This is a genomic window from Pseudofrankia saprophytica, from assembly GCF_000235425.2.
Lineage (GTDB): Bacteria > Actinomycetota > Actinomycetes > Frankiales > Frankiaceae > Pseudofrankia > Pseudofrankia saprophytica.
The window spans coordinates 546,063-567,627 of record NZ_KI912267.1; the positions used below are offsets into that span (position 1 = coordinate 546,063).

The 21,565-nt window shown below is 72.1% G+C and carries 19 protein-coding genes; 7 read left to right on the forward strand and 12 right to left on the reverse strand.

Features of this window, described 5'->3' with window-relative positions; genetic code table 11:
* Positions 1 to 28: 28 nt before the first annotated feature.
* Both FRCN3DRAFT_RS48040 and FRCN3DRAFT_RS0236860 read left to right on the forward strand, forming a co-directional pair.
* On the forward strand, positions 29 to 586 hold the full coding sequence (locus FRCN3DRAFT_RS48040) for a SigE family RNA polymerase sigma factor (protein WP_007514594.1): 558 nt from the start codon (positions 29 to 31) through the stop codon (positions 584 to 586).
* On the forward strand, positions 583 to 1,911 hold the full coding sequence (locus FRCN3DRAFT_RS0236860) for a hypothetical protein (protein WP_007514593.1): 1,329 nt from the start codon (positions 583 to 585) through the stop codon (positions 1,909 to 1,911). The genes FRCN3DRAFT_RS48040 and FRCN3DRAFT_RS0236860 overlap by 4 nt, the downstream gene beginning before the upstream one ends.
* 62 nt (positions 1,912 to 1,973) lie before the next feature.
* Here the strand turns inward: FRCN3DRAFT_RS0236860 and uvrB are convergent, their stop codons facing one another.
* Positions 1,974 to 4,103 (reverse strand): excinuclease ABC subunit UvrB, encoded by a 2,130-nt coding sequence (gene uvrB, locus FRCN3DRAFT_RS0236865; RefSeq protein ID WP_007514592.1) that lies wholly within the window; start codon positions 4,101 to 4,103, stop codon positions 1,974 to 1,976.
* A gap of 255 nt (positions 4,104 to 4,358) precedes the next feature.
* Here uvrB and FRCN3DRAFT_RS0236870 point away from each other — a divergent pair, with 255 nt between their 5' ends.
* On the forward strand, positions 4,359 to 5,732 hold the full coding sequence (locus FRCN3DRAFT_RS0236870; RefSeq protein WP_007514591.1) for a zinc metalloprotease: 1,374 nt from the start codon (positions 4,359 to 4,361) through the stop codon (positions 5,730 to 5,732).
* 16 nt (positions 5,733 to 5,748) lie between these two features.
* Here the strand turns inward: FRCN3DRAFT_RS0236870 and FRCN3DRAFT_RS0236875 are convergent, their stop codons facing one another.
* The 3 genes from FRCN3DRAFT_RS0236875 to uvrA all read right to left on the reverse strand — a co-directional run bounded on the left by FRCN3DRAFT_RS0236875 (position 5,749) and on the right by uvrA (position 9,681).
* Positions 5,749 to 6,285 carry a helix-turn-helix transcriptional regulator gene (locus tag FRCN3DRAFT_RS0236875; protein ID WP_232794369.1) on the reverse strand — a complete coding sequence of 179 codons (537 nt, stop codon included), beginning with the start codon at positions 6,283 to 6,285 and terminating at the stop codon, positions 5,749 to 5,751.
* Positions 6,286 to 6,373: 88 nt separating this feature from the next.
* Entirely contained in the window at positions 6,374 to 6,601 is a 228-nt protein-coding gene (locus tag FRCN3DRAFT_RS0236880) for a hypothetical protein (protein WP_007514589.1), read from the reverse strand.
* A 167-nt stretch (positions 6,602 to 6,768) separates the two neighbouring features.
* Positions 6,769 to 9,681, reverse strand: a complete 2,913-nt coding sequence (uvrA, locus tag FRCN3DRAFT_RS0236885; protein ID WP_007514588.1) for an excinuclease ABC subunit UvrA — start codon at positions 9,679 to 9,681, stop codon at positions 6,769 to 6,771.
* A 751-nt stretch (positions 9,682 to 10,432) separates the two neighbouring features.
* On the opposite strand from uvrA, the gene FRCN3DRAFT_RS0236890 reads away from it, so the two are divergent.
* Together FRCN3DRAFT_RS0236890 and FRCN3DRAFT_RS0236895 are read left to right on the forward strand one after the other, a co-directional pair.
* On the forward strand, positions 10,433 to 11,461 hold the full coding sequence (locus FRCN3DRAFT_RS0236890) for a glycosyltransferase family 2 protein (RefSeq protein WP_035931528.1): 1,029 nt from the start codon (positions 10,433 to 10,435) through the stop codon (positions 11,459 to 11,461).
* A gap of 123 nt (positions 11,462 to 11,584) precedes the next feature.
* Entirely contained in the window at positions 11,585 to 12,250 is a 666-nt protein-coding gene (locus tag FRCN3DRAFT_RS0236895) for an MBL fold metallo-hydrolase (protein ID WP_007514586.1), read from the forward strand.
* Positions 12,251 to 12,293: 43 nt separating this feature from the next.
* Here FRCN3DRAFT_RS0236895 and FRCN3DRAFT_RS0236900 read toward each other — a convergent pair whose 3' ends face one another.
* Positions 12,294 to 13,100, reverse strand: a complete 807-nt coding sequence (locus FRCN3DRAFT_RS0236900; RefSeq protein WP_007514585.1) for an OmpA family protein — start codon at positions 13,098 to 13,100, stop codon at positions 12,294 to 12,296.
* 155 nt (positions 13,101 to 13,255) lie between these two features.
* Between FRCN3DRAFT_RS0236900 and FRCN3DRAFT_RS0236905 the strand changes: the two genes are divergently transcribed.
* Positions 13,256 to 14,626 (forward strand): transaminase, encoded by a 1,371-nt coding sequence (locus FRCN3DRAFT_RS0236905; protein WP_007514583.1) that lies wholly within the window; start codon positions 13,256 to 13,258, stop codon positions 14,624 to 14,626.
* A 17-nt stretch (positions 14,627 to 14,643) separates the two neighbouring features.
* Here FRCN3DRAFT_RS0236905 and FRCN3DRAFT_RS0236910 read toward each other — a convergent pair whose 3' ends face one another.
* From FRCN3DRAFT_RS0236910 to coaE, 7 genes are all read right to left on the reverse strand, one after another.
* On the reverse strand, positions 14,644 to 15,159 hold the full coding sequence (locus tag FRCN3DRAFT_RS0236910; RefSeq protein WP_007514581.1) for an STAS domain-containing protein: 516 nt from the start codon (positions 15,157 to 15,159) through the stop codon (positions 14,644 to 14,646).
* 208 nt (positions 15,160 to 15,367) lie between these two features.
* Complete coding sequence (locus FRCN3DRAFT_RS0236915) at positions 15,368 to 16,582, reverse strand: RtcB family protein (RefSeq protein WP_007514579.1); 1,215 nt, start codon at positions 16,580 to 16,582, stop codon at positions 15,368 to 15,370.
* 301 nt (positions 16,583 to 16,883) lie between these two features.
* Positions 16,884 to 17,213: a GlsB/YeaQ/YmgE family stress response membrane protein gene (locus FRCN3DRAFT_RS0236920; protein WP_342435977.1), complete on the reverse strand. Its 330-nt coding sequence runs from the start codon at positions 17,211 to 17,213 to the stop codon at positions 16,884 to 16,886.
* A 222-nt stretch (positions 17,214 to 17,435) separates the two neighbouring features.
* Positions 17,436 to 17,747: a protealysin inhibitor emfourin gene (locus FRCN3DRAFT_RS0236925; RefSeq protein ID WP_007514576.1), complete on the reverse strand. Its 312-nt coding sequence runs from the start codon at positions 17,745 to 17,747 to the stop codon at positions 17,436 to 17,438.
* Between the two features lie 139 nt (positions 17,748 to 17,886).
* Positions 17,887 to 18,966, reverse strand: coding sequence for a M4 family metallopeptidase (locus tag FRCN3DRAFT_RS0236930; protein WP_007514574.1), 1,080 nt, complete (start codon positions 18,964 to 18,966; stop codon positions 17,887 to 17,889).
* 230 nt (positions 18,967 to 19,196) lie between these two features.
* The gene (locus FRCN3DRAFT_RS0236935) at positions 19,197 to 19,949 is read right to left on the reverse strand and encodes a class I SAM-dependent methyltransferase (protein WP_007514573.1); all 753 of its coding nucleotides are present in this window, start codon (positions 19,947 to 19,949) and stop codon (positions 19,197 to 19,199) included.
* Positions 19,950 to 20,079: 130 nt separating this feature from the next.
* Positions 20,080 to 20,673, reverse strand: a complete 594-nt coding sequence (gene coaE, locus FRCN3DRAFT_RS0236940) for a dephospho-CoA kinase (RefSeq protein WP_007514570.1) — start codon at positions 20,671 to 20,673, stop codon at positions 20,080 to 20,082.
* A 66-nt stretch (positions 20,674 to 20,739) separates the two neighbouring features.
* On the opposite strand from coaE, the gene FRCN3DRAFT_RS48045 reads away from it, so the two are divergent.
* Positions 20,740 to 21,447 carry a hypothetical protein gene (locus FRCN3DRAFT_RS48045; protein ID WP_007514569.1) on the forward strand — a complete coding sequence of 236 codons (708 nt, stop codon included), beginning with the start codon at positions 20,740 to 20,742 and terminating at the stop codon, positions 21,445 to 21,447.
* The last annotated feature ends 118 nt before the right edge of the window (positions 21,448 to 21,565 follow it).

A 21,565-nucleotide genomic window follows, 5' to 3' on the forward strand; every position in this document is an offset into this window, starting at 1 on the left:
AGGCCGGGCAGGCACGAAGGACCGACTTGTGGATGACGACTTCACCGAGTTCGTGCGCAACCGCGGCCAGGCGCTCGGTCGGACCGCCTACCTGCTGACCGGCGACGCGGGCCGCGCCGAGGACCTCGTCCAGAGCGCGCTGCTCGCGGTCTGGCTGCGGCGCGGAAAGGTCGACCCGGACCGCTGGGAGGCCTACACCCGCCGGACGATGGTCAACCTCTCGTGCTCCTGGTGGCGGCGCCGGTCGTCGGGCGAGCGCCCGGTGGCGACGCTGCCGGACCTGCCGGGAGCCGACCCGACCGACGCGGCCGACGAGCGGTCGCGCCTGGTCGCGGCGCTGCGGCGGCTGCCCGCGCGGCAGCGCGCCGCGGTCGTGCTGCGCCACTACGAGGACCTCTCCGACGCCGAGACGGCGCGGTTGCTCCGCTGCAAACCAGGCACGGTCCGCAGCCTCACCTTCCACGGGCTGAGCCGCCTGCGTGCCCTGTTGGCCGAGTCTCCGGGCCTGGCCTCGGCGGCCCACCCACCAGCCTTCGGCACACGCCCGTCCCTGGACGCCCACCCGCGGAGCGGAGAGGCTCGATGAACGAGACGAACGACCTCACGAGGCTGCTGCGGGCCGCCGCCACCGACATGCCCGACAACCCGCACCGCGCCGAGGACCTGGCGCGGCGGGCCGACGCGCGCCATCACCGGCAGGTCCGCACGGCGGTGGTCGCCGGCGTGACCGCGGTCGCGGTCGCCGCCGTCGCGGTGGTGTTCGGGCTGGGCCTGGGCCGTGACTCCGGTGCGGCTACGGTCGTCCCGGCCAGGTCGCCCGCACCGACTCCGGACGAGTCCCGCCGGCTGCACCTGTTCGGCGGGGTGTCGCTGGTGCCGCCGGCCGGCTGGACGGTCAGCTATGCGGGGAGCTCCGCGCGCGACATGTGGATCTGCCTCGTGCCGCCGCCGACCGAGACGCGGATGGACTGGACGTGCGACGGCGGGATCCTCGTCGAGTCCGGGACCGTCGTGGGCGAGGAGGGGCAGCCGTTCCAGCCGCACCAACACATGGGCTGGTACCCCGGTACGGGCCAGGCGCCCTGCCCGACGCCGCCCGCCGACGGGGCGAACGGGATGGTCAACGAGGTCTGGCCCGGCGGGCTCGAGCCCGACAGCCCCTCCCTGGTCGACCAGGGCGACCAGGACTACGAGGTCGTGAACGGCCGGTCCTTCGCCACCGACCAGTGGAACGCCCACTGCGACAACGGGTTCGTCTTTCACCCGCGCAGCTGGTACCTGGCCGAGGTCCCGTTCCGCGTCCTCGACTACCTGGGACATCCGCAGGCCGACGAAGACCTGCTCCGCAGCATCAGGATCGGTCCCGACGAGTCCCGCCGGATGACCTTCCAGGGTGGCGTCTCGCTGATCCCGCCCAAGGGCTGGACGGTCTTCTCCCAGGGCGCCGACCTTTCCGGTGGCCCCGGGGCGCCACGGGACCGCTGGGCGTGCCTGGTGCCCGGCCAGCTCGACCGGAGGATGTACAACCTCGCCTGCCCAGGCATCCTGATCGAGGCTGGCAGCGTCGCAGGGCACGCGGGACAGCCGTTCGAGGCTCATCAGGACGAGGGCTGGAACTCCGGCCCCGACAGCCAGGGCTGCGCGAGGCCGAACGGCGCGTCCGGCGGATCGGCGGTCGCGCCCGGGTCCCCCGGCGACACCCGTCCGGACCCGGCGGCGCCGGTCGAGCAGGGCCCCTGGAACGTGGCCAGCCAGGTCGGCGCGTACGACAAGTGGACCGCCCACTGCGTCGATGACGGGTACGTCTTCCACCCGCGCAGCTGGTACCTGCCGGGGATACCCTTCCGCATCCTCGACGGCGGCATCCCCTCGGAGGTCGCGAAGCTCCTGCCCACCATCAGGATCAGCTGATCCGCGCGCGAGCCTGGCCGGCGCGTTTCCACGCCGGCCAGGCTCGCGTCACCGCCGGCCGGTCAGTCGACGCCGGCGGCGGTCATGCCGCGGAGCTCCTTCTTGAGCTCGCCGATCTCGTCGCGCAGGCGGGCGGCGAGCTCGAACTGGAGCTCCTTGGCCGCCTCGTGCATCTGGTCGTCCAGCTGGCGGATCAGGTTCGCCAGATCGTGGCGGGGCATCCCGGCGAGCTCCGCGGCGTAGCGGCCGACGGCGTCCTGCCTGCCGCCGCGTGACTTCATCCCGGGCACCGGCGCCTTGCCACGGGACTGTGCCCGGCCGCCGCCGTACAGCTCCCCGTCGGCGTTCTCCCGGACCATGTCGTCGAGGATGTCCATGACCTTCTTGCGCAGCGGCTGAGGATCGACGCCGTTCTTCTCGTTGTAGGCGACCTGCAGGGCGCGGCGGCGGTTCGTCTCCTCGATGGCCGTACGCATCGACGGGGTGATCTTGTCGGCGTACATGTGCACCTGGCCGGCGACGTTGCGGGCCGCGCGGCCGATCGTCTGGATCAGCGACCGCTCGGAGCGCAGGAAGCCCTCCTTGTCGGCGTCCAGGATCGAGACCAGCGACACCTCGGGCAGGTCGAGGCCCTCGCGCAGCAGGTTGATGCCGACCAGCACGTCGTAGTCGCCGCGGCGCAGCTCGGTGAGCAGCTCCACCCGGCGCAGGGTGTCCACCTCGCTGTGCAGGTAACGCACCCGGATGCCTAGCTCCAGCAGGTAGTCGGTGAGGTCCTCGGACATCTTCTTGGTGAGCGTGGTGACCAGGATCCGCTCGTCGCGCTCCGCCCGCTGCCGGATCTCGTGGACGAGGTCGTCGATCTGGCCCTTCGTCGGCTTGAGGATGATCTCCGGGTCGATCAGCCCGGTCGGCCGGATGATCTGCTCGACGACGCCGTCCGCGACCCTCAGCTCGTACGGGCCGGGTGTCGCCGACAGGTAGACGGTCTGGCCGATGCGCTCCAGGAACTCCTCCCAGCGCAGCGGCCGGTTGTCCATCGCCGACGGCAGCCGGAAGCCGTGGTCGACCAGGTTGCGCTTCCGGGACATGTCGCCCTCGTACATGCCACCGATCTGCGGCACCGTGTTGTGCGACTCGTCGATGACCAGCAGGAAGTCGTCGGGGAAGTAGTCGAGCAGCGTGTGCGGCGCGGTGCCGGCGGCGCGGCCGTCGATGTGGCGCGAGTAGTTCTCGATGCCGGAGCAGAACCCGACCTGGCGCATCATCTCGATGTCGTAGGTGGTCCGCATCCGCAGCCGCTGCGCCTCCAGCAGCTTGCCCTGCCCCTCCAGCGTCTCCAGCCGGGCGGCCAGCTCCTCCTCGATGCCGGTGATCGCCCGTTCCATCCGCTCGGGGCCCGCCACGTAGTGGGTCGCCGGGAAGACGTGCACCTGCTGCACCTCGCGGACGATCTCGCCGGTCAGCGGGTGCAGGTACGAGAGCCGTTCGATCTCGTCGCCGAAGAGCTCGATGCGTACCGCCAGCTCCTCGTAGACGGGGAACACCTCGACCGTGTCGCCGCGGACCCGGAACGTGCCGCGGGTGAAAGCCAGGTCGTTGCGGGCGTACTGGACGTCGACCAGCCGGCGCAGCAGGATGTCGCGGTCGATCTCCTCGCCGACGGTGAGACGGACCATCCGGTCGATGTACTCCTGCGGCGTGCCGAGGCCGTAGATGCAGCTCACGGAGGCGACGACGATCGTGTCCCGCCGGGTGAGCAGGCTCATCGTCGCGGAGTGGCGCAGCCGCTCGACCTCCTCGTTGATCGAGGAGTCCTTCTCGATGTAGGTGTCGGTCTGCGCGATGTACGCCTCGGGCTGGTAGTAGTCGTAGTACGAGACGAAGTACTCGACGGCGTTGTTCGGCAGCAGCTCACGGAACTCGTTGGCCAGCTGGGCCGCGAGGGTCTTGTTCGGTGCCATCACCAGCGTCGGACGCTGTAGCTCCTCGATGAGCCAGGCCGTCGTCGCGGACTTGCCGGTACCGGTGGCGCCGAGCAGCACGATGTTCTTCTCGTCGGCCCTGATGCGCCGTGCCAGCTCCTTGATCGCCGCTGGCTGGTCACCGGACGGCTGGTAGTCGGAGACGACCGTGAAGGGCGCGCTGGAGCGCTCCACGCTCAGAGTCGGGCGTTCGAACGTCGTGCTCATGCCCTTTAGAACACCACACGGCTCCGACAGTTCCCAGGACGAGCCGACACGCCCTCGCGGGCGGATGTGCCCGTGCCGAGCGGGTGGGCCCTGCCCGGGCGGGTCCGGCGCAGACCGGCAAAATGCCCACGCTGGTAGCGAGATCGCCGGTTCGGGTGGGAGGGCGAGGGGCACGACAGACGTTGAGTGAGCGAAGGGCGACCGCGTAGGCCGGCATCACCGCGCGGGGCAACCTCGGAAGGAGCCACGAGCGCAATGACCACCCATGACGCGGACCGGGGCAGGCGGATCCCCCGGATCATCGTGCGTCCGGGGCTGATTGTCTCGGTAGCGGTCATCACCGCGCTGCTCGGTTGGCTAACGCTGCCGGTCACCGTCCCGAGCCGGACGGGATCCGCGTACGTCAGTGCCGGCCTGCTCGGTGCCCTCCTGCTGCTGGCGATCCTGGTCGTCGCCGACCTGCTGCGGGCCGTCGCGGCCCGCCGGGCCGGCCTCGAGGTGCACGCGATCGTGCTCGGGGCGTTCGGCAGCCGGCTCGTGCTCGCCCGGCCGGGCGGGCCGGGTGGACCGGGTGAGCCGGGTGGCTGGAGGCGCCCCGGCGACGAGATCGTCTGGGGTGTTCCCACGGAGCCCTACCCGGCCGAGCCCGCCGGCGGCGCGCGGCGGCCGGCCGAGCCGGAGCAGCCTCCCGACTCGGCCGGCCAGGGCCGGTCCTGGCCGGGCGGGCTCGACCCGCGGGTGGACGCGGCCATCGCCCGCGCGGGCCTGCTGGCGACTGGCCTGTGCGGCGCGGTCTTCGTGACGCTCGGCGCGCTCGCGCCCGGCGGGACGCTCGCGCTGGCCGGGCAGGTCGCGCTCTGGGTGGGGACGTTCACACTGCTCATCACCCTGGTCGACCTGCTGCCGTCGCCACGGACCCCGGGCGGGCGGATCCTGGCCGCGTCCGTGCTGCGCCGCACCGGAGATCCCCGCCGGGCCGAGGCGGTCGTCGCGCGGACCGGCGTGGCCATCGGCTGGGCGATGATCGCCGCGGGGGTCGTCGCCTGCTTCCTCGTCGGGCTGATCGGGCTGTGGGCGGTGCTGCTCGGCTGGATGGCGCTGGGCACCTCCCGACTGGCGCAGGCGCGCCAGCGCGCCGGTACCGCGCTCGAGGGTGTGTTCGTCCGGGACGTGATGCTCCCGCCGCCGCCCCGGCTGCCGGCCTGGCAGACCGTGGACGAGGCGCTGCGTTCCGCCGCGGCGCCGGGGAGGCCGATGTCGACCGTGTTCACGGTGCACGACTTCGACGAGTCGCTGGCCGGCGCCGCCCTGGTGCGTGACCTGGCCTCCGTGCCGCTCGACGACCGCGACCTCGCCAAGGTGAGCCGGGTGACGATCCCGCTGTCCTCGGTCCCGACGGCCCGGCCGGACGAACCGCTCACGGTCGTCGTCCCCCGGCTCGCCAGCCGGCCCGCCGCCGGCTGCGTCCTCGTCCTCGACGAGGAGCAGCGCGACGAGCGGGGACATCCCCGGGTGGTCGGAACGGTCGGCCCCGCGGAGATCCGCCGCGCGATCGAGACGGCCCCGGCGCGCGGCCGCGCCGTGATCCCCTCCGGCCTCGGCCGTCCCAACCAGCACCCGGGCCGCTGACGGCGCGGCCGGCCCTTCAGGCGCGGGGGCTCGGGGCGGGATAGACGGAGAAGGCCACGCGGGGCTGGATGGGCGTGGTGGTGAGTTCGGCGCGCTCGACGCGGTCCCAGCGGAACCAGCGCGGCGCGTCCTTGTCCAGGCACCACGCCATCAGGTACCAGTTGCCGCGGGCGTAGGCGAAGGCGTGCGGTTCGACCCGCCGGTGGCTGGACCTCCCGGCCGCGTCGACGTAGTCGATGCTGACGGCGACACCGTCACGCATGGCGTCCTCGATGACCGGGGTGGCCGGTATGCGCGGCAGCCCGTCCGGCCGGGCCCACATCCGGGCCGCGAGCTCCGTGACCCTGTCATGGCCCGCCGGGCCGAGCGCCGTGAGGACCTTGTGCAGTGCCTCCCGCGCGGCGTCGCTCGCCGGGCCGGGTGCCAGCGCGACCAGCGCCACCGCGGCGGCGACGGCCTCGTCCTCGGTGAGCGCGACCGCGAGCGGCCCGGGGTCGGCCGGCTGATGTGTCGGCACCGTCCGCTGTCGTCCCTTCGGCTCGTCCCGGCTCACACCGTCAGGGTGCCACCTTCTCGCCCGTCCAAGCACGGGACACCCACGTCACCCCACCGGCCACGTCACCCAATGGCCGCGCCGCCAGCTACTGCCGGATCTCGACGGTCTTGATCGATCGCCAGGCGACCAGCACCTGGCCGCCGCCGTCCAGCGGGAGTGCCGTCACCTCGCCGCGGGTCAGCCAGCCCTGCATCTCCCGCATCAGCGTGGCGAGCCGCGCCTCCCACGGCGTGGTGGCGTCGACCAGGCTGGAGATGTCGACGCGGTGCTCGATGGCGCCGTCGAGCACGAGTACAACGACCGCAGTGGACACCAGCCTCAGCCTTCCGTCTCGTTCGGTTCGGCGCCGGGCAGGTTACCGGGTGCCACGCCTTCGCTCCCGGGCAACCCTAGCCGGCGACACGATCAACCCCGCCGCGCGGGTGTTCGCGCGGCGGACGCCGTGGCCGCCGAGCCGCGCGGCCCCGGCGTCGCGAAACGTCAGGCGGCGCTGGTGGCTCCGATGACCGAGGTGAGCTGGGAGGCGTCGGCGGTCGCTGACTTCTCGGCGCGGCCGGAGAAGATCTCGCGGAGGAAGACGCCGGTGTGGCTGGCCGGGTTCGCGGCCACCGCCTCCGGGGTGCCCTCGGCGACGACCCGGCCGCCGCCGGTGCCACCCTCGGGGCCCATGTCGACCAGCCAGTCCGCCGTCTTGATGACGTCGAGGTTGTGCTCGATGACGATGACGGTGTTGCCGGCGTCGACGAGGCGGCCGAGCACGCCGAGCAGCTTGCGGATGTCCTCGAAGTGCAGGCCGGTGGTCGGCTCGTCGAGGACGTAGACGGTGCGCCCGGTGGAGCGGCGCTGCAGCTCGGAGGCGAGCTTGACCCGCTGCGCCTCGCCGCCGGACAGCGTGGGCGCGGACTGGCCGAGCCGGACGTAGCCGAGGCCCACGTCGTTGAGGGTGCGCAGGTGGCGGGCGATCGGCGGGACGGCGGCGAAGAACTCGGCCGCCTCCTCGATCGGCATGTCGAGCACCTCGGCGATGTTCCTGCCCTTGTAGTGGACCTCGAGGGTCTCCCGGTTGTACCGGGCGCCGGCGCACACCTCGCAGGGGACGTACACGTCCGGAAGGAAGTTCATCTCGATCTTGATCGTGCCGTCGCCGGAGCACGCCTCGCAGCGGCCGCCCTTGACGTTGAACGAGAACCGGCCGGGCAGGTAGCCGCGCACCTTCGCCTCGGTGGTCTCGGCGAACAGCCGCCGGATGTGGTCGAACACGCCGGTGTAGGTCGCCGGGTTGGAGCGCGGGGTCCGCCCGATCGGTGACTGGTCGACGCGGACGGCCTTGTCGAGGTGGTCGAGGCCGGAGACGGTGCGGTGCCGGCCGGGGACCTCGCGAGCGCCGTTGAGCTTGTTCGCCAGCACCGCGGCCAGGATGTCGTTCACCAGGGTCGACTTGCCGGACCCGGAGACGCCGGTGACGGCGACCAGGCAGCCGAGCGGGAACGAGACCGTGACGTCGCGCAGGTTGTGCTCGCGGGCGCCGTGGACGGTGAGCGTCCGGCTCTTCGTCGGCGGGCGGCGCACCGCCGGGACGGGGATGGACCGCCGGCCGGACAGGTACGCGCCGGTCAGCGACTCCTCGCTGGTGAGCAGCTCGGAGACGGGCCCGGAGACGACGACCCGGCCGCCGTGCTCGCCGGCGCCCGGGCCGATGTCGACGACCCAGTCGGAGGCGAGGATCGTGTCCTCGTCGTGCTCGACGACGATCAGCGTGTTGCCCAGGTCACGCAGCCGCACCAACGTCTTGATGAGCCGGCGGTTGTCGCGCTGGTGCAGGCCGATCGACGGCTCGTCGAGGACGTAGAGCACGCCGACGAGGCCGGAGCCGATCTGCGTCGCCAGCCGGATCCGCTGCGCCTCGCCGCCGGCGAGGGTGCCGGCGGAACGGTCGAGGGAGAGGTAGTCGAGGCCGACGTCGAGCAGGAACGCGAGCCGCGCGTCGACCTCCTTGAGCACCCGGCCGGCGATCGAGAGCTCCCGCTCCGTCAGGTCGAGGTCCCCGAGGAAGCCGGCGCAGTCGCCGATCGACATCGCCGAGACCTCGGCGATCGAACGGCCGCCCACCGTCACGGCGAGCGACTCCGGCTTGAGCCGGGCGCCCCGGCACGACGGGCACGGCACGTCGCGCATGTAGCCCTCGTAGCGCTCGCGGCTCGTGTCCGACTCGGCCTCGCGCAGGCGGCGCTCCAGGAACGGGATGACGCCCTCGAAGCTCGTGTAGTACGAGCGCTTGCGGCCGTAGCGGTTGGTGTACCCGACGTGGATCTCGGTGTCGCCGCTGCCGTGCAGCACCGCCTTGCGGGCGCGGTCGGGCAGTGCCTCCCACGGGGTGTCCATCGAGAAGTGCAGGTCCTCGGCCAGCGCGGACAGCAGCCGCTCGAAGTACTCCTTGTTGTGCCCGCCGGACCAGGGGCCGATCGCACCCCCGGCGAGCGACAGCGTCGGGTCGGTGACGACGAGCTCCGGGTCGACCTCCTTGCGGGTGCCGAGGCCGGTGCATTCGGGGCAGGCGCCGTAGGGGGTGTTGAACGAGAACGAGCGAGGCTCGAGCTCCTCGAACGACAGGTCGTCGTAGAGGCAGGCGAGGTGCTCGGAGTACATCCGCTCGCGGTCCTCGTCGTGCGGGTCGCGGTCGACGAAGTCGAGCAGTACCAGGCCGTTGCCGAGGCGCAGCGCGGTCTCGACCGAGTCGGTGAGCCGGCGCTTGGCGGTCTCCTTGATCGCGAGCCGGTCGACGACGACCTCGATCGTGTGTTTCTTCTGCTTCTCCAGCTTCGGCGGGTCGGTCAGCGGGACGACCGTGCCGTCCACCCGGGCACGGGCGAAGCCGGAGCCCTGCAGCTCGGCGAACAGGTCGACGTACTCGCCCTTGCGCCCGCGGATCACCGGGGCCAGCACCTGGAAACGAGTGCCCTCGGGGAGCTCCATCAGCCGGTCGACGATCTGCTGCGGGGTCTGCCGCGCGATCGGCCGGCCGCACTTCGGGCAGTGCGGGCGGCCGGCCCTGGCGAACAGCAGCCGCAGGTAGTCGTAGACCTCGGTGATGGTGCCGACCGTCGAGCGTGGGTTGCGGTTGGTCGACTTCTGGTCGATCGAGACCGCCGGCGACAGGCCCTCGATGAAGTCGACGTCCGGCTTGTCCATCTGCCCGAGGAACTGGCGGGCATAGGCCGACAGCGACTCGACGTAGCGTCGCTGCCCCTCGGCGAAGATCGTGTCGAACGCCAGGCTGGACTTCCCCGAGCCGGACAGCCCGGTGAAGACGATCAGCCCGTCGCGGGGGAGATCGAGGTCGACGTCGCGCAGGTTGTGTTCGCGCGCACCCCGCACGACGAGACGGTCCGTCATCCGCGTTCCTCACGTCTTCTCGGCTTCGTCGGCCCCACCCGCGCCAGACCTGGCATCGCGTTCGTGGGACCACGGGACAGCACTTCGGCACCCGGAGCGCCGACCGCGGGCCCTGACCCGCGGTCCCGGCCCGGCGACGCTCCTTGCCCTGCGCTCAACCCGATACGGACAACCCGGGCCCGAACAAAGGCACTCCCAGCGTACGGATGGGATACGACACTTCTCGGACGCGGGACGCCTTCCCGAACGTCCGTTCGATACTAGCGACCCGGGATGCGGTGCCCGCGGAGGGGCCACATCGGGGCCACCCCCGGCGGCGGCCCAGCGGGCCGGACCGCCGGGCCGGGTCGGGCGCGCTGGTGGGTTGGTGGGGCGAGGTCGCCGTCCGCCACCTGCGGCCTCCGCGCGGCGGCGCCGTCCCCGGCGGCCTCCCGCCCCCCGCACCGCACCGCTCGCGACCGGCCATCCCTGTATCGGAGCGACGATTACAAGGCGGACACAACACGCCTTTTCGTCCTTCCAGCAACGATTCGGATCCGTATGCTGTCTATGTTTCATCTGGTCGGAACGAAAATTCAGGGAGATAGCGAGTTGGTATGACGTGACCAGGGTCATGCTGTTTCCCCGACTCGCCGGAAAGAATTTCCGGGCCTGCCTCGCCGAGGTGGTTACGGTGAGACCGGTCATCAAGCACGCTGGTCGCCGAAATCACGACGAAGAGCGGCTGGCCCGCGCCCAGGAGGGCGGAATATTGCACAGCCTGCTCGCGGTCGTCGTCTCCTACGGCGGCTCACCCCACCTGAACAGACTGCTCGGCGCGCTCGCCGGCATGGCGAGCTGCCGGGTCGCATTGGTCGAGAACAAGCTCGGCAGGCCGCACGGCGCCGTGCCCGACGGCGTACGCGTTTACACGGGGCACGGCAACATCGGCTATGGCGCTGCGGTGAATCTCGCGGTCAAACGAGCCCTGACGGCCGCCCCGGAGGTAGACGCGCCCGGCGGCCTTCCGGACTGGCTGCTGGTCGTCAACAGCGATGTCGCCATTCCCGCCGACACCCAGGAGATGCTGCCGAAACTGCTCGCGCAGGCGGCCGCCGACGTCGACGCCCTCGGGTTCTCGATCCGCGCGCATGACGGCGGGCCGGGGCGGTCGACCGCGGTGCTGCCGACCACCGGCACCAGCGCCTTCACCGCGCTGCGCGGCGAGACCGCCGCGGTGGCGCGCTGGCCGGCGTTGCGGTACCCGGTCGGGGCGTTCTTCGCGATCCGCACGTCGGCGTTCCTGCGGATCGGCGGTTTCGACCCGTCCTTCTGGCTCTACTACGAGGAGACGGACCTGTTCGCCCGGTTGCTCGCCGCCGACGGGCGGATCGACTGGTGCGACGACGCCTGGCCGGTGCTGCACACCGGCGGTGGCACCGCCGGCCGGGACGCGGAGCTCCAGCGCGAGCTCGGCCGGGCCGCCGTCGCCTACGCCGTCCGCCACCGCGCGACCATAGGCCGGGGCTGGCTGGCCGTGCACGCGGCCCAGCTCGCCCTGCTGGCGGCCCGCAAGGCGGTCCTTGGCCGGTGGCCCGACGCCGCCAGGGCCGGGTGGATCCTCGCCGGCCTGATCCAGGCGGTCGCGCTGCCCTGGTGGGAGCCCGCCGCCCGGTCGCGCTGGCACGCGGTCCCGATCAGGACCCGGATGGCGCTCGCCGGTCTCGACAGCGTCCGGCCACGCCCCGGCGGGCCGCGCCCCGCCGGCCCGCCCGCGAACCCGGCCGCCGCTGGCTGGTGAGCCCCCGCCGGGTGCCTTCCAGCCGTGCCCGGCCGGTCCTCAGCGGGTGCTCGGGGAGAATGGTGGCGCCGGAGACGTCGGGCGCGCGGCCGAGTGGCCGCCGGTGGCAGTGCAGGAGGAGCTATGAGCGTGCGCGGGTACACGGGCGACGTCACGGTGGGCGGGCCGGCGGACGTCCGGGAGCTGCCCGACCTGACGATCACCAAGGTCGCGGTCGGCCCGTTCGACAACAACTGCTACCTGCTGCGCTGCGCCGCCACCGGCGAGCAGCTGCTCATCGACGCGGCCAACGAGGCGGACACCCTGCTGCGCGTGATCGGCGACGAGGGCCTGGCCACCGTGGTCACCACGCACCGCCACGCCGACCACGTCCAGGCACTCTCCGACATCGTCGCGGCCACCGGCGCGACCACCGTCGCGCACCCGGACGACGCGCCCGCGATCCCGGTGGCCACCGTGACGCTGCTGCGCGACGGCGAGGAGATCCAGGTCGGCGAGGTCACCCTGCGCGCGATCCACCTGGTCGGCCACACCCCCGGCTCGATCGCCCTGCTCCACGACGCCGAGCCGTCCGCCCCGCACCTGTTCACGGGCGACTGCCTCTTCCCTGGCGGACCGGGGAACACGCGGGGCGACGCGGCCGCCTTCACGTCCCTGATGGACGGCCTCGAGGCCAAGGTCTTCGGCCCGCTGCCGGACACCACCTGGATCTACCCGGGCCACGGCAAGGACAGCACCCTCGGCCGCGAGCGCCCCCACCTCGCCGAATGGCGCAGCAGGGGCTGGTGACGGCGCGGTCCCGGTGGCGCGGTGTCAGCGGACTGCCCGGGCACTACTTCTTGGGGAGGCGGACGACGAGTTCGACGCGGCGGTTGAAGTGCTGGCCCGTGGGGTTGGCGGAGCCGTCCGGGTTGGTCTCCAGGACCAGCGGGTGCGCGCTGCCGAACCCGATGGACGTGACCGAGGCGGCCTGGACCCCGTGGTCGGTGAGGTAGCGCTGGACGGTGGCCGCCCGGCGCTCCGACAGTGGCTGGTTGACACTCGCCGAGCCGGTCGCGTCGGCGTGGCCGCGGACCTGGATGTCGCCGCCGGCGTAGTGCGTGTTGATCAACCTGATGGTCGCGTCCATGGTGTCGGTGCTGTTGATGGCGTCGCTGCCGGTCTCGAACAGGCCGTCACTGTTGAAGATCAGGATGAAGACCTCGCGGCCCGCCTCGTCCTGCGCGGCGAGATTCCCGCCCGAGATGCCGGTGAGGTCGACGGTGTCGGGCCCGGGCAGCCGGTAGAGCGAGTCCGGCACCAGCGTGGTCCCGTCCTCCGGGGTGTGGGCGTACCCGCTGAAGTCCCCGCAGGGGATGCGCAGCACCAGCCCGCCGCCGAAGTCCTGGGTGCCGCAGGTGGGGTCGAGGGTGCCGTCGTCGTTGAGGTCGAACAGGCCCTGCTGGGCACCCGGTGGCAACGACGTCGCGGGCGCGTCCCCGGCGGGAGCGGTCGCTATCGGCTCGGCTGTCGTCGCGGTGCTCGGCGCGCCTGGGATGGACGTGTCCCCCGGAGACCCCGAGGAACCCCCGCAGCCACCGGCGAACAGCAGTCCAGTCGCCACGGTCGCCAGCAACGGTGTCGCTATCGTTCGCTTCATCCCGGTCCTCCCCCAGACAGCACGATGGTGCGAAGCTAGGCGGAGTCAGCCCCCCTGAACATCGCGATGCCGGGTAGCTGACAGAGCGGGGGCGCACCTTCGGGCCCGGCCGCCGTACTGCCTGTGCCGGGCGACTGTTCGTAGACTGAGCGCCTATGTCGGTCATTGAGCTGGAAAGGCTGGAAAGGCTGCTCGCGGCCGAGACCGCTCGGTTCGTCGAGACCCATCCGGCCGCCGGCGCGGCGTACGAGCGGGCCCGCGGCTCGCAGCTCGACGGCGTCCCGATGAACTGGATGACCCGCTGGCCGGGCAGTTATCCGGTGGTGGTCGCGTCCGCGTCCGGGAGCCGGCTCACCGACGTCGACGGGCACGACTACGTCGATTTCTGCCTCGGCGACACCGGAGCGATGGCCGGCCATTGCCCGGCCCCGACCGTCGCGGCGGTCGCCGCGCAGGCGGCTTCGGCGATCACCACGATGCTCCCCTCGCCCGACGCGGCCGTCGTCTCCGAACTGCTGCGCGACCGGTTCGGCCTGCCGCTGTGGCAGTTCACCCTAACCGCGACCGACGCCAACCGGTTCGTGCTCCGGCTCGCCCGCGAGATCACCGGCCGCCCGAAGGTGCTGGTCTTCGACCACTGCTACCACGGCACCGTCGACGAGACCGCGGCGACGCTGGACGAGCGCGGCGCCGTCGTCCCCCGGCCGGGCAGCCTCGGGCCGCAGGTCGACCCGGCCAGCACGACCCGGGTCGTCCAGTTCAACGACCTGGCGGCGGCGGCCCGCGAGCTCGCCCACGGCGACGTCGCCTGTGTGCTGACGGAGCCCGCGCTGACCAACGTCGGCATCGTGCTCGCGGACGAGGGCTTCCACGCGGGGCTGCGCGAGCTGTGCGACGCGCACGGGGTACTGCTCGTCATCGACGAGACGCACACGATCTGCGCTGGACCCGGCGGCTACACCGCCGCCCACGGCCTCCGGCCCGACCTCCTGACGATCGGCAAGCCGATCGCGGGCGGGATCCCGATCGGCGCCTACGGGATGACAGCCGCCGTGGCGGCTCGCGTGCTGGAGCATGACGTCCCACAGCTGACGGACGTCAACGGCATCGGCGGCACGCTCGCCGCGAACCCGGTGTCGTTCGCCGCCGCGCGGGCGACCCTCACCGAGGTGCTCACCCCGGCGGCGTTCAGCCGGATGACGAGGCTCGCGGCCCGCTTCGAGACGGAGGCCGCCGAGCTGTTCGCCGTGACCGGGCTGGGCTGGCACACGGTGCGCCTGGGCTGCCGGGTCGAGTACATGGCCGGCGCCGGCCCCCATGGCGACCGGCCCGCCCGCGACGGCGCGGAGGCCTCGGCCGCCTTCGACGAGCGCCTGGACGCGTACCTGCACCTGGCCCTGCTCAACCGGGGCGTGCTGATGACCCCGTTCCACATGATGGCGCTGATGTCCCCGGCCACCACCGACGGCGACGTCGCCGCCCACACCAGCGCCCTGCGCGCGGCGCTCGCCGCACTCGTCGGCTGAGCGCGGTGCCGGCCCGGCTATCCGGTGGGCACCGGCCCGGGAAGCAGGCGCAGGCCGGGCGCGTCGTCCCAGCCGGTGATTATCAGGAGGCCGAGCAGCCAGGGCGCGACCGCGTGCAGCACGAGCCGCCGCCCGTCGCGGTTCAGGTTCCCCGCCGACGCCACCAACGCCCGCAGGCCGCCGACGTCGACGCGGCGCAGCCTCGCCAGGTCGACGCGGACGTCGCCGCGGCCGTGGTGGGCGACCTTCGCGAGCGTGCCGACGAGCGCAGGCAGGACCGAGACATCTATGTCACCGTCGATCGACAGCATCGGCGGCTCGAAGGTGGCGGCGACGCGCATCGAGCCGGTCTGGATCTCCAACCGCTCGGCGTCGAAGCTGTGGTAGGCGGACTGCGCCGGGCCTGCCTGCTCGGTGGGGCCGGACAGGCCCGCCGGTGCCGCAGGGGCCGTGAGGTGTGTGAGGTCGTTGTCGTTGGCGTCGCCAGGGTTGTCGTTGGTGTCGTCGTTCGAAACCACTCTGACGTCGGGCATGCACGTCCTCCCCTGTTTCCAGGAGCCAGTGGCCACGCGGTGACGCGTGGCCACTGGCCAGCCGGGACCGCCATGTGTCGAAACGTATTGTCCAACGAACAGGACCCACCGTAAGGTCCGTTCCGATGAACGTCCTCAGTCCATTGGCCGTGCCATGGCCATGACGGGGTCCTGACGGTGACGACGGTCGCGGCGGTCCCGTCCGGGGTCAGCCCTTGACGCAGAGGACGGCGCGCAGCCGCGCGACCACCTCGACGAGGTCGCCGCTGAAGCCGATGACCTCGTCGATGTCCTTGTAGGCGGCGGGGATCTCGTCGATCACCCCGGGGTCGGTGCGGCATTCGACGCCGGCCGTCTGGGTGCGCAGGTCGTCGATCGTGAACGTCTTGCGCGCCTTGGTTCGGCTCATCCGCCGCCCGGCGCCGTGCGGCGCGGAGGCGAACGCCTCCGGGTTACCCAGGCCGCGAACGAGGTACGAGCCGGTACCCATCGAGCCGGGGATGATGCCGTACTCGCCGGCCCGAGCCGAGATCGCACCCTTGCGGGTCACCAGCACGTCAGCACCGTAGTGATGCTCCTCCGCGACGTAGTTGTGGTGGCAGTTGACGTTCGCGAAGGCCGGGTCGCCGGCGTGCGGGCCCTCGGCTGGTGGGCACGGGACCCGCAGCGCCGGGAAGAAGCCGCGCAGCGCGTCGGTGTACAGGGCGAGCATGGTCTGCCGGTTGCGCCACGCGTACTCCTGCGCCCAGCGCAGGTCTCGGCGGTAGGCGATCATCTCCGGGGTGCCAGCGAGGAACACCGCGAGGTCCCGGTCGGGCAGGCCGGTGTTGTGCGCCAGGCCCTTGGCAACCCCGATGTGCGCGTCGGCGAGCTCCTTGCCGATGTTGCGGGAACCGGAGTGCAGCATCATCCAGACGGCGTCGTCGGCATCGAGGCACAGCTCGATGAAATGGTTGCCCGACCCCAGGGTGCCGAGCTGCGTCATCGCCCTGCCCAGCAGGCCGGAGACCTTCGGGTGCAGCTCCGGGAAGGTGTCCCACAGGTCGGCGTTCCGCCGGACCCTGCTGGACACGGTGGCGTGATGACGGTGCCCGACCGGGATGGCCGCCTCGATGGCGGACCGCACCGCGCCGAGGTCGTCGGGCAGGTCGGCGGCGGTCAGGTTCGTCCGCAGCGCCGCCATCCCGCAGCCGATGTCGACGCCGACCGCGGCCGGGGAGACCGCGTCCCGCATCGCCACGACCGAGCCGACGGTCGCCCCCTTGCCCAGGTGTACGTCCGGCATGACGGCTACGTGGTGATGGATGTAGGGAAGCGAGGCAATCCCGCGAAGCTGGTCCAGCGCGGCGCTCTCCACGCTCTCAGGCCGAGTCCACATCCAGATCGGCGCACGCCCACCACCGAGCCGCGCCACGGGGCTCATGACTGTTGCTCCTGCTTCTTGCGGTAAGCGGCCTATTTCGGCCATCCGTCCGCGGATTGTCGGCACGACGAGATTGTCGGCACCGAGAAGGTTGTCGTCGCCGGGAAGCCTGCCCGGCTCAGGTACGCACGTCTGATCAGCATGCGGGACCACCCGACGACGGACAAATCATTTTCGCCCCGAGCCGATCCGCCCGGCACCCGTCAGCCGTCAGCCGTCAGCGAGCATGCGTCCGCCGGCCGAGGCGTGTCGCCCTCGGCCGGCGGACGGGGAGAACCGGGGTGTCGCACCCGGCGGGTGGCTATCGCAGGTCGATGTGCGAGCGGTCGCGGGTGTGCGAGCGGCGGCCCGCGCCGCCGAACATCGACGGCCCGCCGCCGACACCACCGCCACCGGTACGCCTGCGCAGGAAGAACGGGGACGCCAGCGCGACGAGGCCACAGGCGACGCCGATCTGAAGGATATGGCGGATCCAGTCGATTCCGCCCGTATGGCGCACCCCGATTGCGCTCGCGATGACATTACCGATAAGGGCGCCAATAATACCCAGGACGACGGTCGCCCACAGCGGAACGCCTCCTCGGCGCATCAGCGCGCGGGCGAGCAGACCGACGATCGCCCCGCCGATCACGATCCACAGGATTTGGAACACGGCAGCCTCCGACGTGCTCGACGGTAAGGCCGAGTGGATACCCGTGTCCCCACCCCGGAAACGCCGCGGGTAACGCGCGGAATACCAAAGAAGAATCTCCGCGAGAACCGATCTCGCCGCCCCTGCGCCGTTTCTTGACGGTCTCGATCGCCAAACGGGTAGGTAGGCCCCCGCCCCAAGTGACCTCCGGGCCGCGGCCCGCTAGCGAGGAGCGGGCAGCAGCGGGGCCCGGGAGAGTAACTGGATCAGATCCTTGGCCTCCGCGGGAACCGGTTCGGCGAAGTGGTGCCGCCCGCGGCGGTCACCGCCGTCGACCTCGACCGTGTAGGCGAACCGGTCGGGCGCGGTGGCCATCGCCCGCGCGGGCGCCTCCGGAAGCCCGGCGACGAGCGCGCGAAGGCGGTCCGCCGCCGCGGCTGGCAGGTCGTCGGTGTCCAGGCCGCGCCGGATCGTCCGGCCGGCGAACCCGCCGGACCGTTCCAGCACGACGCGCACCCGCTCGGCCCCAGTCATACGGCGATTGTCCTCTCCGCTGTCCTCCCCGCCGGCATGCGGCGGCGCAGCACCCGGGTCCGCCGCACGGAGGCCCGGCGAGGGTGCCGGTCCCAGCAACTCGCCGGCCTCCGCGTGCCCCGGCGGACCCGGACGCCCGTCAGATCTTGACGCCGACCGCGCGCCAGGCGTTCTGGACGACCTTGACCGCGTCCGCGTCGAAGAGCGCCCTGGCCTGGGTGACCGTCACGTTCGCGAACGAGACGAACGAGGCGTTCGAACGCAGCTGCGACGAACGCAGCGTCTCATACCAAATCTTGCCTGCCTTTTCCCAGGCATGGCCGCCGAAGGCGATCGCGGCGTTGTAGAAGGCCTTGTTCGGGATACCGGAGTTGGTATGTACGCCGCCGTTGTCCGAGGTGGTGCGGACGTAGCCGGACATGTTCGCCGGCTGGTCGTCCTTGCCCAGGACCGGGTCGTCGAACGCGGTTCCCGGGGCCTTCATCGAGCGCAGCGCCACACCCTGCACTCCGGGGGCGAGCAGGCCCTCTCCGATCAGCCAGTCGGCGTCCTCCGCCTTCTCGCCCAGCTTGTACTGCTTCACCAGGGACCCGAAAACGTCGCTGACGGACTCGTTGAGCGCACCCGCCTGGTTCAGGTAGGCGAGCCCTGCCTCGTCCTCGGTCACACCGTGTGTGAGCTCGTGGCCGATGACGTCGAGCGAGATCGTGAACCGGTTGAACAGCTCGCCGTCGCCGTCGCCGAAGACCATCTGCTCGCCGTTCCAGAAGGCGTTGTCGTAGTGGTCGCCGTAGTGGACCGTCGCGAGCAGCGCCAGGCCCTCGTCGTCGATCGAGTCGCGGTGGAAGACCGTCGAGTAGAAGTCGAACGTGGCGCCGAGGCCGTCGTAGGCCTCGTTCACGGCGACGTCGCTGACCGACGCCTGCCCCTCGGTGCGGATGGTCTTGCCCGGCAGCGTCTCGGCGCCCTGGGCGTCGGCGATCGTGCGACGCGCGGACGGCGACGCGGGCACCGGGCGCGGCCGGCGACGCGGCAGCGCGGCGGCCACCTGCGCGTTGTGGACACGGATCATCCGGTTGGTCGTGTCCAGCGACAAGGTGCTCAGCGCCCAGTCGCGTTGCTCCTCGGTGCCGTTGCGGATGATCCGCTCAAGGATGTTCGGCGGGAGGGCGCAGGGCGTCTGCCGGGTGGGTGCGATGCTGCGGGGCTCGAGGTGCACGTCGGCTCCCTTGTGGCGGTCTCGGGGCTGGGCCGACACGTCCGCGCCAGCCCAGCCCCCGGATGGTGCGCAACGTGACCGACCTTTCCGCCTCCGGCGCACCTTGTCCAGACTTGGTACCCATCTCCATCTGGACACACGCCATCCGGACACGTCCTGCCCGAACACACCCTGTCCGGACGCACCTCGCGAATGCCGCCACATCCGCCGGGCCGAGCCTGGCGCCCGCCTCAGCCCGCGCGGCGGGCGGTGCCGGTCAGCCGGACGTAGTCGATGACCGGCTCGGGCAGTCGTTCGGCGACGGTGTTGACGAACCCGGCCCGCTCGTCGATGGGCAGCCGGTCCAGGTCGGAGCCCAGGAGGATCGTCTCCAGGAACCGACGCAGGATGTCGGGATCGTCGAGCCGGGTCGGGTCCGGGTCGAGCGAGGTCTCGACGTCGACGAAGCCGGTCGCGCCGAGCCGGTCCGCGGTCTCCTCGGCGGTCGCGAAGGGCCACACCACCGGCCGGTCGGGGACGAGCTCACCAACCACCCGCTCGACGGCCGCGATGTTGCCGTGACCGCCGCAGTCGAAGACCAACTGACCGCCTGGGCGCAGGACTGCGGCAAGGTTCTTGAACAGCGCGTCGTGGTCGGGGACCCAGTGAAAGGTCGCGACGCTGAAAACCGCGTCGACCTGCTCGGACAGCGGCAGCGGCGTCGTCAGGTCGGCCCGCAGCACCGTCAGGCGGTCTCGCAGGTCCGGCCGGTCGGCGAGCCGGGCGAGCAGCGCGGCCAGCATCTTCTCGGACGCGTCCAGCGCGATCACCCGGCCATCCGGCACCGCCTCCAGCAGCGCGACCGTGTCCCGCCCGGTACCGGCACCTGCGTCGAGCACGGTCTCGGTGCCGCTCAGCTCCAGCCGAGCGAGTGTCCGCCGCCCCCACCGCTCGTGCGGGAGGGGCAGGCTGTCGTACGTCGTGGCGTCCCATTCGCGTGCCATATACGGACGCTACTTCCTTAGCCAATCTAAATACATGATCGTCGCGTATGCGGAGGACGACCTTCGGTCACCGCCGGACCCCATGACGGGCGTCGCCCCGGACGTCACGGCCGAGCGTCACGACCGGACGTCACAGCTGGGCATCGCGGCGGGTGACGAGGTCACGCCACAGGGCGTCGACCTGGGCGTGCAGCTCGGCGAGGGTCCCCGCGTTGTCGAGCAGGACGTCGGCGACGGCGCGCCGGGCTGCGTCGTCGGCCTGGTTGGCCATCCTCGCCTCGGCCTGGTCGCGGGGAAGCCCGCGGCCGGCCAGGCGCTCGAGCCGCAGCTCGCGCGGCGCCTCGACGACGACCACGACGTCGTAACCCTTCGCCATCCCGGCCTCGACCAGGAGCGGGATGTCGTGCACGATGATCGCGTCGGGCGGCGGGGCGGCGAACCGGCGGGCGGTCTCGTCCCGGATCAGCGGGTGGGTGATGCCCTCCAGCCGTCTGCGCGCCGCCTGGTCGACGAAGACGATCTTTCCGAGCGCCTCGCGGTCCAGGCTGCCGTCCGGGCGCAGGACCCCCGGCCCGAAGGCCTCGGCGACCGCCGCGAGCCCAGGGGTGCCGGGCTCGACCACCTCTCTCGCGAGCTTGTCCGCGTCGACGACCACCGCGCCGTGCTCCGCCAGCCGGGCCGACACGGCGCTCTTACCCGACCCGATCCCACCGGTTAGTCCCACCGTCAGCACGCCGCCGAGTCTGCCCTACGCGCCGGGCAGAGGAGACGCCGCGGGCATGCTGGTCCAGTGGAGGAACAGCCGGAGCCAGCGGAGTCGCGGTCGCGCGGGGCGCGGTGGCGCGGGGCGGGCTGGCGCGGGGCGCGGTGGGCGGCCAGGCTCTGGCCGGTCGCGCTGCTGGCGGTGCTCATCGGCGGCGGGGTGCTGGGGCTGGCGCTGTCCACCCGGCTGGCGTCGACCGCGCCGCTGCTGCTCGTCGCGCTGCGGCCGACGCCCTCGATCCTGCTCCTGGTCGGCGGGTCCGCTCCGGTGCTGCCGACGTTGCTGATCGCGGTGCCGCTGCGGGCGCTGGTCGACGTCGGCTACTTCGGCGTCGCCAGGGCGAACCTGCGCTCACTGATGATGTTGCGTCCCGGCGGGCAGCGCCTCGTCGGCGCCCTCTCACGCCATTCGACCGAGCGGGCCCTGCTGTACTTCTGCCTGATCAACACCAACGCGGCCGTCGACGCGGCGCTGGGCGGCGGCGACGTCCCCTGGCGGCGCTTCCTGCGCTTCCTCATCCCGGGCACGGTCATCTCGACGACGACCTACCTGCTGGCGGCGCGCGCCGTCGCGCCGTGGGCCCGCGGTCTGGTCACCTGGCTGGACAGCCACGCCACCGAGGGGCTGCTGCTCCTGCTGGTGGTCGGCGCGCTGCGCCTGGCCGCCCAGGCCATCCGGTCCCGGGTTCGCCGGCGCGCGGACCGGCCCGAGGCGGCACCCGGCGAGCCTGGGTGACGCGCGGTTCGGTCGGCACCGGCCCGGCGATCGGGGTGCCCGTACGCCCTGGTGCCCGGCACACGTCGTGTGCCGGGCACCAGGGGCGTTCCACGCCGGGGCGGGAGACCTCGTCGTC